Source organism: Streptomyces sp. S6, assembly GCF_054880855.1.
Map to the genome: position 1 here is coordinate 22,373 of NZ_JBTYMC010000037.1, position 12,896 is coordinate 35,268.

Genomic DNA, 12,896 nt, shown 5'->3' on the forward strand with positions numbered 1-12,896 from the left:
GATCCGAGGGCCGCGTGAGGCTGTCTGCGGGCTCTGTGGGGCTCGTGCCGGGCGGCGGGGCGCCGGGAGGTGCCTGGCTCCCGACAGGTGCCCTGGCGGCGCCGGGTTCCCGGGCGGCAAGAGGCCCCCGCGCGTGGAAGTGCGGCCGGTCGTCCCGGTGTTCCGGTGACGCGCCCGCGCGCGCCGAAGTCGTCAGCAGGCTCTCCGGGACGTCCACGTGCCGCGCGCGCAGCCATTCGCCGAGGGCCTTCGCCTGGGGGTCGAAGCGGTGCCGGGAGGCGGCTCCGGCGCCGAGGAGGCCCTCGACGACGAAGTTGACGGCGCGCAGGGCGGGCAGGACGTGCCGGGTGACGGGAAGGGCGCGGCTCTCGGGGATCAGCTCCCGGAACCGGTCGACCGTCAGCTCGTGGACCAGCCAGCGCCACTCCTCGTCGGTCCGCACCCACACCCCGACGTTGGCGTCCCCGCCCTTGTCCCCGCTCCGCGCCCCGGCGACCGTCCCCAGGGGTACCCGTAGTACCGGGGAGGGAGGCGGCGGCGCAGGCAGCACCGGCTGCGGCACCGGTTCGAGGACGACGGTGCCGGCGGCCGGGGGGACGACGATCCGCCGCCCGTCGTCGAGGACGGCCCGGTGCTCGACCTCGCCCCGGGGCACGTACGCCGCCTCGAACACCCCGTAGGGGGAGCCCCGGCCGGGCGGCGCGAGCACATGGAACCCGGGGTAGCTCGCGAGAGCCAGTTCGACGGCGGCCCCGCTCAGCGCCCGCCCGACGGCCTCCTCCCGTACGTCCCGTACGACCAGCCGCAGGACCGCGCCAGCCCCCTCCTCGGTCCCGGCGTCGGCCCGGTCGCTCCGCACGAGCTCCCACCGCACCTCGGCGGGCCGCACCCCGGCGAAGGCGTACGTCTCCATCTGCTCCCGCACGAGCGCGGCCTTGGCCTCGATGTCGAGCCCGGTGAGCACGAAGGCGACCTCGTTGCAAAACCCCCCGAGCCGGCTCAGCCCGACCTTGAGATCCGGCGGCGGCGCCTCCCCCCGTACCCCTACGACCCTGACCCGGTCCACCCCGTCACTCTCCAGTCGTACGGAGTCGAGGCGGGCGGTCACATCGGGCCCCGCGTACCGGGCGCCACCCGTCTCGTACAGCAGTTGCGCGGTGACCGTCCCGACGTCGACCAGCCCGCCCGTGCCGGGGTGCTTGGTGATCACGCAGCTGCCGTCGGCGTGGAGTTCGGCGACCGGGAAGCCGGGTCGGCGCACGTCGGCCTCCCGGAAGAACGCGTAGTTGCCGCCGGTGGCCTGCGTCCCGCACTCCAGGACGTGCCCGGCGACGACCGCGCCCGCGAGCTTGTCGTACTCCGTCGGCCCCCACCCGAAGTGCGCGGCGGCGGGCCCGGTGACGAGCGCCGCGTCGGTCACCCGCCCGGTCACCACGATGTCGGCGCCCTCCCGCAGGCACGCGGCGATCCCGAACCCCCCGAGGTAGGCGTGCGCGGCGAGCGCGTCCGGGAACCGCCCCCGCAGATCGTCCCCCTCGACGTGCGCGACCTTCACCGGAACCCCGAGCCGGCCTGCCAACTTCCGTACGGCATCGGCGAGTCCGGCCGGATTGAGCCCCCCGGCGTTGGTGACGATCCGCACCCCGCGTTCGTGTGCGAGGCCGAGGCAGTCCTCCAGTTGCCGCAGGAAGGTGCGCGCGAACCCGCCGCCGGGGTCCTTGAGTTGGTCCCGGCCGAGGATGAGCATGGTCAGTTCGGCGAGGAAGTCGCCGGTGAGGACGTCGAGTTCGCCTCCGGTCAGCATCTCGTGGAGGGCGTCGAGGCGGTCGCCGTAGAACCCTGAGAAGTTGCCTATCCGGAGCGTCACCCGGCCTCCCCGGCAGGCGGTCCGCCAGGCTGTTCAGCGGGGGCCGACTTCGGCGGGCGACCCCCTCCGGGCGGTCCCGCGAAGACCTGGGCGATCCCCAACCACTGCTCGGCTTCCGACCCTTCGGCTCTCAGGGCGAGATCGGACCGGTGGGCCCGCTGGGTGACCAGAAGGCAGAAGTCAAGCGCCGTCCCGCTGACACGCTGATCGGCGTTCTCCGGACCGTACGTCCACAACTCGCCTGAGGGTGCGATGAGTTCGACGCGGAATTCCTCGTACGGCATCTCCAGTCCGTGCACGCCGAACGCGAAGTCCCGGGTGCGGACGCCGAGTCGGGCGATGTGCCGGAGCCGGTCGGTGGGGACCGGGGTGACACCGAGCGCGTCCGCGACGTCCAGGCCGTGCGCCCAGGTCTCCATCAGCCGGGCGGTGGCCATGGAGGCGGTCGACATCGGCGGGCCGTACCAGGGGAAGCGCCCCCGCTCAAGCGCGGACCGCAAAACCTTCTCCAGCGCCTCACGTTCGGCCCGCCAGCCCCCGAGCAAGCGCTCGGGCGGCCGTTCCGCCCCCTCCCGCGCCCCGGCGTCCACGAAGTCGCCGGGCGCCACGAGCGCCTTCTCCACCTCGCGCGAGAACGCGCCCTGGTCGGTCATCGCCATCCGGGCGGACCGGTCGGTCCAGGCGAGGTGCGCGATCTGGTGAGCGATGACCCAACCGGTCGCGGGGGTCGGCAGTTTCCACTGCTCCGGGGTCAACTCGGCTACCAGCCGGTCGAGTTCCTCGCTCTCGGCACGCAGATCATCGATGACGGGGGTGGGGTCGGCCATGGGCCGAGCATGGCAGCGAGGGTTAAAACAATCAAGCGTGCTTGCATGGATTGAGTCAGGGCGGTCACCGGGCGCCCGCAGCCGCCCGGCCGTTCAGTGGCCGACAGGCCGTTCAGTGGCCGGCTGCTCCTTGGCCGACAGGCCGTCCAGTCCCCGCCCCCACCGCCTCGACCAGCAGCTTCACGGCGTCCAACCGTGGAATCACCCGCATGCAGTGGACCGCCTGCTCCGCGCCGAACACCCGCTGATCCTCGGTGACTTCCGGGTCGACCGCGCAATCCGCCTGCACCCGAACATAGTTGAGGGCCGTCGCGAAGAGCATGGAGAACGACCGCACCCCTCGGATCACCCCGGGACCACCCGCCGAACGATAGGCCCGCACGATCCGCCGCGCCCTCCCGGCGTCCGGCTCGTTCCCTCCCGACCAGATGAACAGGGCACGCGCCAGCTCCTGTTCGGCCGAGATCGTCCCGGCGTTGTCCCAGTCGAGCAGAACCGGCCCCGCAGGTCCCACCAGGACGTTCTGCGGCTGAAAGTCGAGATGCGACGTCACCAGATCGGCGTCACCCGCAGGTCCCACCCACTCGGACAGCTCAGGTACGACGCCCTTGACGAAGCGGTCCAGTTCACCGGACCAGGGCAGCTCCGCGCGGTGCACCTTCTCACCGAGTTCCTGCCACTCGGCGTCGTCGGGGCACCGCTCGTACCAGTCGGCCACCGGCCCCTCCGCACCCGCCCCCGCTCGGTGGACAAGCCCGGCCGTCCGCCCGAACCAGTCCAGGATCGCGGGGTCGGCGGCATCGGCGGAGCTCCCCTCCACCCAGTCGTACAGCTTGACCGCGGACGCCCCGAGCCGGGTGACGTGGACACCGTCGCGATTGGCGTGGAGCCGGGGCGCGGAGATACCCAGCTCTTCCGCCGCGTCCCTGAGCGCCGCCTCCCGAGCGACCTGCTCCTCGTCACACCCGAACAGCATCTCCTTCACCGCCCACGACGACCCGGCGCCGGTCAACTTCCAGATCCGCCCCAAGGCACCCCGGGTCACGGCGGTGACGGTCCACGGGCCGGAGCCGAGAGAGTAGGCGTCGGCGACGGCTGCGGCTTCGACTGTCCTGGTGGGTGCGGGCACGGGGGTGGACTGTAGTTCCCGTAGTACTCGCGGGGTACGGGATTTCTCCGTGAACCCGGCTAGGCGGACCGGAAGATCCCCTCGGGATCGTCATAAGCCCATCCCGCGAACTCCTCGAACCCCAGGTTGCCGATGCTCAGGTTCGCGTGGACCTCGTTGAGTTGTGCGGGGGCGACGCGGAAATCCCGCCCGAACTCGGTCAGTCGCTCGTAGTCCTCATCGTCGAAGCATTCCTCCCGCGTCAGCGTGGTGACCGCCAGCAACGGGTGGCTCTCGGCCTGCATGGTCGTACGGTCGGCAAGGAAAACAGCGACCAGATTGTCGTCGTCGCGGACTGCCGTCAGCACTTCATCAGGGGTCGCCTCTGCCCAGACCGGATCGTCGACGAAGTGAACGTCCGCCTCGTACGGCATGTCCCCCCAGGGCTTCATCAGCTCCGCCGCCACGCCCCGCCACGCCTGGTCGTCGAGGTAGTCGGTCCTGACAACCAGCGCATCGAACTCATCACGGCCGGTGACAGCGGGCAACGCTCGCATGCCTTTCCCCTCATGCTCATCAGCGACACCGTCGACGATCCCCTACGGGGGCAACCGTACGACCTAGGTACTTCGCCCCCACTCCGCCCCTCCTCCAAGTACTACGGGTACCCCCGTAGGGGACCCCGCTAGACGGAGGCGTCCGGCACCTTTGCCTTCCCCCGCCCCACCTGTGTCCGTACAGCCCCCATGCTCGCCCCGATGACCAGGGCGATCGCCAGTGCCTGGAGCGAGGTCAGGGCCTGGTCCAGGATGAAGAACCCGGCCGCCGAGGCGATCGCGGGTTCGAGGCTCATGAGGATCGCGAAGGTGGAGGCGGGCAGGCGGCGCAGGGCGAGGAGTTCGAGGGTGTAGGGGAGGACCGAGGAGAGGATCGCCACGGACGCCCCGAGCCCCAGTGTCACCGGGTCCAGCAGCTTCGTCCCCGCCTCCGCGATCCCGAGGGGCAGGAAAATGATGGCCCCGACAGCCATCGCCAGCGCGAGTCCGTCCGCCTGCGGGAAGCGGCGACCCGTACGGGCGCTGAAGACGATGTACGCCGCCCACGCCGCACCCGCGGAGAGCGCGAACCCGACGCCGACCGGATCGAGGCTGCCGAAGCCCCCTCCGCCGAGCAGGAAGACCCCGCCCAGGGCGAGCGCCGCCCAGACCGCGTTCAGCGCGCGGCGGGACGCCAGCACCGAGAGGGCCAGCGGGCCGAGGACCTCCAGGGTGACCGCGGGGCCGAGGGGGATACGGGCGATGGCCTGGTAGAAGAGGCCGTTCATCGCGGACATCGTGATGCCGAAGACGATCACCGTGCCCCAGTCGGCGCGCGAGTGACCGCGCAGCCTGGGGCGGCAGATCACCAACAGCACCACCGCCGCGGCGACCAGCCGCAGCGTCACCACCCCCAGCGCGCCGGCCCTCGGCATCAGCAGCACGGACAGGGCGCCACCGAACTGCACCGAGATGCCGCCCGCCAGCACCAGCCCGATGGGACCGAGCGGGCTCGCGGCCCTCCCCCGGCCACCGCCCGGGGTGACGCCGCTCTCCCCCCGGAGGGTTCCGGGTACGCCAGTAGGGGTCGCGATCGTCGGTTCAGGGGTGGTCACTGGCGGTCCCGGTGCTCGGCATGAGTTCATCGTGATGCACTTCCAAGTCCACGGTAATGGACTCAGTCAGGTGTGTGAACCAGGTTTGCCGCTGTCTCGGACCGTGAGATGCCCCCCAGCCCCCGGGGCCGACCGTGAGTACTACGGGGTGCAGTACCCGCAGCACCCTCAGTACCCGTAGTACCCGTAGTACCCGCGTTCCCCCTACCGCCCGTCGCGCGGCCCGAACGTCTCCAGCGCCAACGTGTCCGTGACCCGCGCATACAGATAGGTGTCCGCCCACTCGGCGATCCCCGGATACCCGCACTCCACGACCAACCGCTCCACGGCCGCCGGAATGTCGTACGACGTCACCCGCAGTTCCACCCCCGGCCCGAGCAAGCCCCAATGGGCGCCCGAACGGCCGTACGGCATACCGACACTGCCGGGGTTGACGACCAACCTCCCCTCGGCGAGCCGGAGATAGGGCATATGGGTGTGCCCACAGACGACAGTGCGTACGGCGGGGTCGAGCCCGGCGAGGACCTCGCTCCAGCGAGCCGGCCGGGAGTCGACGAGGACGACTTCCTCGTCGTCGCGCGGAGTCGCGTGGCAGAACAGGGCCGCCCCCAGCCCGGCGACGGCGAGCGTCAGGGTCGCCGGGAGCCCGGCGAGGAAGTCGACGTGCTCCTCGGTCAGCGCCTGCGCCGCGAACGGACCTATGGGATCCGGGATTTCGTCCCGCACGCCGCGCCGGTACTCGACCAGTTCCCGGTCGGCGTTACCCGACACCCACAGCACGCGGTCGCCCTGCTCCCTCAACAGGTCGATGACTTCGGCTGGTTGAGGCCCCGCCGCGATGTCTCCGGTGAGCACGATCCGATCGGCGACAGCGACGTCCGGTTCGGCCAGAACCGCTTCGAGGGCAGGCAGCACGCCGTGAATGTCGGAGAGGACGGCGACCGACTCGACCTCCTCGGCAGCGACCGACTCGGATTCCCCGTACGTCACTTGTCTTCCCTCTCGTCGTCCAGCGCTTCGGCGAGCACCTCCGCGAGGTGCCTCCCCCGCACCCCGGCCAACTGCTCCAGCTGGGTCCGGCAGGAGAAGCCGTCCGCGAGGACGACCGCGTCGTCGGGCGCGTCCCTTACGGACGGCAGCAGTTGCTCCTCGGCACAGGCGGACGACACCTCGAAGTGCCCTTTCTCGAAGCCGAAGTTACCCGCGAGGCCACAGCACCCGCCGCTCAGCTCCCCGCCGAGTCCCGCGAGTTCACGCAACCGGCGGTCGGCCGCGTCACCGAGAACCGCGTGCTGGTGGCAGTGGGTCTGCCCGGCCACCGGACGGTCCAGCCGGGGCGGGATCCAGTCGGGGGCGCACTGCTCCAGCGCCTCCGCGAAGGTGAGGACCCGGGCGGCGAGACGTGCGGCTCGCGGGTCGTCGGGGAGGAGTTCGGGAAGATCGGTACGGAGTGCCGCGGCGCAACTGGGCTCCAGGACGACGAAGGGCGGGAGCACCAAGTCGTCGTCCTCGTCGTCGAGTTCAGCACTCCATCCAGTCGCCGCCACCTCCTCATCCCGCAGCTCCTCCACCGGGACCAGATACGGATCCAGCAGATCCAGCGTCTCCCGCAGCACCGCCCGCGCCCGGTCCAACTGCCCCGTGGACACGTACGTCAGCCCACAGCACACCCTCCCCCGCCGCACCGCCCACGGCGCCGTCCCGTTCTTCCACCGCACGGTCGGCGGCAGGAGCACCGCCATTCCGGCCGCCTCCAGCACCCGAACCGCCGCCTTGCCGACGGCTGGTGACAGATGTTCAGTGAACGTGTCGGGCCAGAGCACGACCATCTGTCCTGCCCGCTTCCACTCGTCCGGCAGCCGCCGCTGGGCCTGCGCCCGCTTCGCCACGGACGTGAACCTCCTCCGCCACCACCGGCTGAACGTCTCCGGCGCGACACGCGGAATCTCCCGCTCGGGCGCGATCCCGCCGATCCGCTTCCCGAGAGACGCCAACGGCCGTACGGAGGCGAGGGAGTTGACGAGGGGTGCGCTGCGCGTCCGGGCGATCCACCGCAGCCAGAGCGGCAGCCGGCCCATGCTGTGGTGCGCGGCGGGACGGCGTCTCCCCGCGTAGTGGTGGTGGAGGAACTCGGCTTTGTAGGTGGCCATGTCGACGCCGACGGGGCAGTCCGAGCGGCAGCCTTTACAGGAGAGACAGAGGTCGAGGGCGTCCCGGACCTCCGTGGACTGCCAGCCGTCGGTGACGAGTTCACCGGCGAGCATCTCGTGCAGGAGCCTCGCCCGGCCCCGGGTGGAGTGCGTCTCCTCGCCGGTCGCGCGGAACGACGGGCACATGACGGCGGGGCCGGACGCCGTCGTCGTACGGCACTTCGCGACTCCGACGCAGCGGCGGACGGCCGCCGAGAAGTCGCCGCCGTCGGCCGGGTAGCCGAAGACGACCGGGACGGGTTCGCGGGGCAGCGGGGAGAAGCGGAGGTTGGCGTCGAGAGGCGCGGGGCGTACGAGCATCCCGGGGTTGAGGAGGTCGTCGGGGTCCCAGAGGTCCTTGACGTGTTCGAAGAGGGCGACCATCTCCGCCCCGTACATCTTGGGTAGCAGTTCGGCGCGGGCCTGGCCGTCGCCGTGTTCTCCGGAGAGCGATCCGCCGTGCTCGGCGACGAGGTCGGCCAGTTCCTCGGAGAAGCGGCGGAAGCGGGCGATGCCGGGTTCGGTGAGGAGGTCGAAGTCGATGCGGACGTGGATGCAGCCGTCGCCGAAGTGCCCGTAGGGGGTGCCGTGCAGGCCGTGCGCGGCGAGGAGGGACCGGAAGTCCCGCAGGTAGGCGCCGAGCCGGGCCGGGGGCACCGCGCAGTCCTCCCAGCCGGGCCACGCCTCCTTGCCGTCCGGGGTCCGGGTCGCCGTACCGCTCGCGTCCTCCCTGATGCGCCACAGGGCGCGCTGCTCGGCGGGGTCGGTGACGACCAGCGCGTCGACGGCGTCCGACACCCGGACGATCGCCTCGCCGCGCGCCCGAGCCTCGTCCGGGGTCTCCCCGCCGGTCTCGACGAACAGCCAGGCACCCCCTCGGGGCAACCCGTAGGTCGTGGGTACGAGGTCCGCGGCCATACCTTCGACCGTCAGGGGCCCGTAGGGGAGCAGTCCGGCCGCGGCCTCCGCCGCGTCGCCCTCGTCCCCGTAGCCGAGGACCGCGAGGGCCCGTGCGCGCGGGGCGTCCACGAGGCGGACGGTGGCCCGGGTGAGGACGGCGAGGGTGCCCTCGGAGCCGCAGTAGGCGCGGGCCGTGTCGGCGCCCTTCTCGGGGAGCAGGGCGTCCAGGGCGTACCCGGAGATCCGCCGGGGGAGGTCGGGGAAGCCGGTGCGCAGGCGGGCCAGCTCGGTGTCCACCAGTCGGCGTAGTCCCTCAGGGGCACCCGCCCAGTCGGGGCCCAGGGTCAGCGCGGCGCCGCGCGCGGTGACGACGTCGAGGGTGCGGACGTTGTCGGCGGTGGTCCCCCAGGCCACCGAGTGGGAGCCGCAGGAGTTGTTGCCGATCATGCCGCCGAGGGTGCAGCGGCTGTGGGTGGCGGGGTCGGGGCCGAAGCGCAGGCCGTGCGGGGCGGCGGCGTCCTGGAGACGGTCGAGGACCAGTCCGGGCTGGACCACGGCGGTCCGGGTGGCGGGGTCCAGGTCAAGGACACGGTTCATGTGCCGGGTGAAGTCCAGTACGACCCCGGTACCGGTGGCCTGCCCGGCGATGGAGGTACCCCCACCCCTGGGTACTACGGGTACCCCGTGCTCCCGGCAGATCTCCAGAGCGGCGGCCACATCGGCGTCGTCCCGGGGAGCGACCACCCCGAGAGGGATCCGCCGGTAGTTGGAGGCGTCCATGGTGACCAACGCCCGCGAGGCCGTGTCGAAGCCGACGTCGCCCCGAAGGGCCTTGCGCAGATCCGCTTCCAGGTTCGGCATGGGTACAGGAAATCATCAGCAGATCAGCCCGTCCGTCATCCGGGAACAAGTCCACCGCGCGCTGTACGCACTGTCCGAACGGCAACGCCACGTACTGAAGGCAAGCCAGGGCATCACCCCCGTGGCGCGGTACCGGCCCGGCGTCGACGACGAGTTGGCGTCCGACATGGGGGCGACGCGGTACCTAGTCCAGCAAGCACGCGCCAAGGGAGTCGCCCGGTTCTCTCAGGTGTGCCGCGCGGGCGCGCAGACATGGTGCCCGCGTCCCGACCCGCGACGGGGGAACGGTCACGGTGCCCCCTGCGGCTCCCTTGTCGACGTCCACGTGAAGGACTGCGACGGGCGGACGGTCCCACCGTGACCGGCCGTACAGGAGAGACGGCGCTCCTGTTGTCCGGTCGCCTTCCGCGTGAACCTCGCCCACCTCGCCGGAACAGTGGCGACAAGCAACCCCCGGTACGGTCACGCAGGGTGCGTGTCTGAGTCCTCGTGCCGACAGTACGAAACGCCCGAGTGACTGTTGCGTGTCGGCGTAGCCTGATTTCATGGCTGAGCACTTGGGAGACCGCCTGAAGCGTCTGCGTCGGCTTGCAGACCTTTCACAACGAGGGTTGTCGGAAAGTTCTGGCGTGTCCCTTGACGTGATTGCGCGGCTTGAGCAGAAACGCAAGCACAGCGCGCGCTTGCCCACCTTGCACGCTTTGGCTCGCGGGCTAGGCGTGGAACTTACGACCATACTCGGAGATCCGCCCGGCGCTCCTTCCTCAGGAGACGCCGACCCACCTCAATTGGTTGCGCTTCGCCGCGCCATCGCGCCCCCACTGTTTTCGCCTCTACCTGAGCCGAGCGATGTCGAGCGCCTCTCTCTACCGCTACTCCGGCGGGAAATCTCCGACGGCTGGACTCTGTACCACAACGCTAAATTCGACATCCTCATGAAAGTTTTGCCCGGCATTGTCAATGATGCTCGATTCGCCGCCCATGTAGGCAGCGCAGACGACCGGGCAGCAGGGCAAGCAGCGTTGGGGAAATCGCTTCAACTGGCCGGGCATCTCGCTATCCGGTTGGGGAAGACCGATCTGGCGCTCAGTGCTCTTGAGCGGGCAATGAATGCCGCCGCCGACTCGTCCGATCCACTGCTTTCTTCAATGATCAGCAACAGCGTCGCATGGAACTACCAGCGACAGAACCGGCTGAGCGATGCCGGGAACCTAGCGCTTCACGCCGCTGATTCCATCGAGAAAGAAAGCGAGAAAGGTGCGGACGGATTGAAGGTCTGGGGTGGGCTCATCATGTCTGCCGCTACGTCGTTCGCTCGGTCTGGAGACTACGACACAGCTAATGACATGATGACCAAGGCGGAGGACGCAACGAAAAGGCTTAAGGATTTTCCGATATCCACCAATGGGAAGATGGTCTCCGTATTCAGTCGCTCTTCTGTCAGGATCGAGCGAGTCCGCCTGGCGGTGCAGCACGAAAAGCCAGCAGAAGCACTTTCTCTAGCAAAGTCCATGCGGCTCAGCAAAGACACTCCATCTTCGTGGCGTACGTGGCTTTTGCTTGACGTAGCACGGGCACATACAGACCTGGAAAATCCTGAAGGTGCCGTCAAGGCGCTTGAAAGCCTCAGGAAAGTCGCCCCGGAGTGGATGCGGCATCACACCCTCGCGGTTGCCATCGTTACGGACCTCTGGGCGGGTTCGTACCGACCTCCTGGCCTGCGGAAACTCGCCGAGTTCCTGGGCGTCGTGAGCTAAGGACCCGAAACTAGGGCACTACGTCCCTCCCCCGCCACCTCTTTTGCCGGTTTGCTGGCCTGCTGCAAGGAACCCCCGCGACGTTCGAGCGTCCGGGGGCATGGCCACCAACCATCAGGAGGTTGACGACGATGGGGAACACTACAAGCCCGAGTGGACGGCGCAGAAGGGTTGTTCGAGCTGTGCCGGTCGCTGCGGTCGCGTATTCGACCCACGCGCCCCAAGGACACACCTGCGCCGACTGCAAATCCCTGATCAGCTCCGAAGTTCGTGTTGTGCGTCTCGTCGATGACCACATCGCCAACGGGCAGGCGAGCCCCGACTACCGGCACATCACCTGCTTCTACCCGAAGGAACGTCCGAGCAAGGCCCGCAGCAAGGGCACCCCGTGAGGTGGCCCACCGCCCGCGCGAGCGCCCTCGGTAAGCCTCAACTTGTTCAGCTTCTGGACGTCACGGAAGAGGCCGACACAGCGCCCCCGACGGACTGGCGTACCGAATACGGCGGCGTCCTCAACGTCCGAACCGGTGAGGTCGAACTCCCCACCCCGATGTTCGTCCCCTGCCCGTACGAGAACTGCCCCGAGTGCGCGAGGGAGACCGGGTGATGGTCACCGCCAAGCACATCGGGCAGGCCGTCACGGACGGCAATCGCAGGGGAATTCTCATGGACATTGACTCGACTTGGGAAGACCCTTCCCAACTCCCTGCAAAGCGGCGCCGGGCGCACAGGGCGTTCGTCCGGCCCGAAGGCGGCGGTGTCGAGTGGGACGTGCCCCCGTCCGCCCTGTGCACCATCGCGGAATGGGAAGCCGGCGCGAATGTGGAGCAACCCGCGTGAGTACTTTTCGGCAAATCACCGTCGCTGTCAGCGTCGGAGCATGGGTCGCCGTCATCGCGATCCTGATCTCCCGTGGCGCGTTCGGGGGCTGATTCCGGCGCCCCGATAGACGACCCCGCCCGCTGAGTCCGTTCCCCCGCCGACCGGCGGGCGGGGTCTTTGTTCAACAGAAAGGATCACCCCGTGATGGTGAAAGTGCCGGTGTGCACCGGGATTGGCACGCTGTCCCTGAACGAGCTTCGCGCTGCCCTGAAGGCTCGTGGGGAAACCATGTCTGAGACGGAACTTGCCTCGTCCTACGTTCTCGCGCACTGCGAACTCGCGGCAGACCACGAATGGGACGACGGCGCGGAATACCTGTGGTGGTGTCGACTGACGAACGGAAAAAGCAAGTTCGCGTCCGCGTGTGAGGAGGGATCAGTAATCCGGTCGCCTGACGGCGACACCCTGTGTGCGTGAAAATCGGTGTGTGGTCGTCCGGCGGACGTCGTGTCGCCTTGGCGCGTTCCGAGCCCGTGGATCAGTAGGACGCTGGGGGTCCACCGACAGGCACCCGGATGTGTTGCTCCGAGCACGTGAATCAGACTCTTCCGCCTGCCGGACCCCCGCCGGACGGTCGCGTGCTCGCGGCTGACGACCGGAGGGGGTGCCGACGGGATGGAAGTGATCCACGAACGCTGCGCGGGGATCGACATCAGCAAGGTCGACGTGAAGGTCTGCGTCCGCGTGCCCGGTACCGGCAAGCGGCGTCGCAGCGAGGTGCGGACGTTCTCCGCGGTGACGTCCGGGCTGCTGGCCATGCGGGACTGGCTGCTCGCCGAGGGCATCACCCTGGTGGGCATGGAAGCCACCGGCGTGTACTGGAAGCCCGTGTTCTACCTGCTGGAGCACGACAT

The 12,896-nt window shown here is 69.6% G+C and carries 10 protein-coding genes and 1 pseudogene; 4 read left to right on the top strand and 7 right to left on the bottom strand.

All coding sequences use genetic code 11. The annotated features are described in order from the left end of the window. Nucleotides 1-193: 193 nt before the first annotated feature. From ACVNF4_RS08055 to ACVNF4_RS08085, 7 genes and pseudogenes are all read right to left on the bottom strand, one after another. Nucleotides 194-1,867: pseudogene (locus ACVNF4_RS08055) on the bottom strand (acyclic terpene utilization AtuA family protein); the annotation flags it as partial. Then, on the bottom strand, nucleotides 1,864-2,694 hold the full coding sequence (locus ACVNF4_RS08060; RefSeq protein WP_461801997.1) for a TIGR03084 family metal-binding protein: 831 nt from the start codon (nucleotides 2,692-2,694) through the stop codon (nucleotides 1,864-1,866). The gene ACVNF4_RS08060 and the pseudogene ACVNF4_RS08055, both read right to left, overlap by 4 nt. A gap of 112 nt (nucleotides 2,695-2,806) precedes the next feature. Then, nucleotides 2,807-3,823: a phosphotransferase enzyme family protein gene (locus ACVNF4_RS08065; RefSeq protein ID WP_461801998.1), complete on the bottom strand. Its 1,017-nt coding sequence runs from the start codon at nucleotides 3,821-3,823 to the stop codon at nucleotides 2,807-2,809. A gap of 59 nt (nucleotides 3,824-3,882) precedes the next feature. After that, nucleotides 3,883-4,359 carry a DUF6924 domain-containing protein gene (locus ACVNF4_RS08070; RefSeq protein ID WP_461801999.1) on the bottom strand — a complete coding sequence of 159 codons (477 nt, stop codon included), beginning with the start codon at nucleotides 4,357-4,359 and terminating at the stop codon, nucleotides 3,883-3,885. 128 nt (nucleotides 4,360-4,487) lie between these two features. Further along, nucleotides 4,488-5,453, bottom strand: coding sequence for an EamA family transporter (locus tag ACVNF4_RS08075; RefSeq protein ID WP_461802000.1), 966 nt, complete (start codon nucleotides 5,451-5,453; stop codon nucleotides 4,488-4,490). A gap of 204 nt (nucleotides 5,454-5,657) precedes the next feature. After that, entirely contained in the window at nucleotides 5,658-6,443 is a 786-nt protein-coding gene (locus ACVNF4_RS08080) for a metallophosphoesterase family protein (protein ID WP_461802001.1), read from the bottom strand. Next, entirely contained in the window at nucleotides 6,440-9,403 is a 2,964-nt protein-coding gene (locus tag ACVNF4_RS08085) for an FAD-binding and (Fe-S)-binding domain-containing protein (protein ID WP_461802002.1), read from the bottom strand. The genes ACVNF4_RS08080 and ACVNF4_RS08085 overlap by 4 nt, the downstream gene beginning before the upstream one ends. 545 nt (nucleotides 9,404-9,948) lie before the next feature. On the opposite strand from ACVNF4_RS08085, the gene ACVNF4_RS08090 reads away from it, so the two are divergent. From ACVNF4_RS08090 to ACVNF4_RS08105, 4 genes are all read left to right on the top strand, one after another. Next, nucleotides 9,949-11,160: a helix-turn-helix domain-containing protein gene (locus tag ACVNF4_RS08090; protein WP_461802003.1), complete on the top strand. Its 1,212-nt coding sequence runs from the start codon at nucleotides 9,949-9,951 to the stop codon at nucleotides 11,158-11,160. 388 nt (nucleotides 11,161-11,548) lie between these two features. After that, the gene (locus ACVNF4_RS08095) at nucleotides 11,549-11,767 is read left to right on the top strand and encodes a hypothetical protein (RefSeq protein ID WP_461802004.1); all 219 of its coding nucleotides are present in this window, start codon (nucleotides 11,549-11,551) and stop codon (nucleotides 11,765-11,767) included. Continuing rightward, the gene (locus ACVNF4_RS08100) at nucleotides 11,767-12,000 is read left to right on the top strand and encodes a hypothetical protein (RefSeq protein WP_461802005.1); all 234 of its coding nucleotides are present in this window, start codon (nucleotides 11,767-11,769) and stop codon (nucleotides 11,998-12,000) included. Before ACVNF4_RS08095 ends, ACVNF4_RS08100 begins: the two co-directional genes overlap by 1 nt. A 657-nt stretch (nucleotides 12,001-12,657) precedes the next feature. Next, nucleotides 12,658-12,896: IS110 family transposase (locus ACVNF4_RS08105; RefSeq protein ID WP_461802006.1), on the top strand; the 239-nt coding region annotated here is incomplete at its 3' end.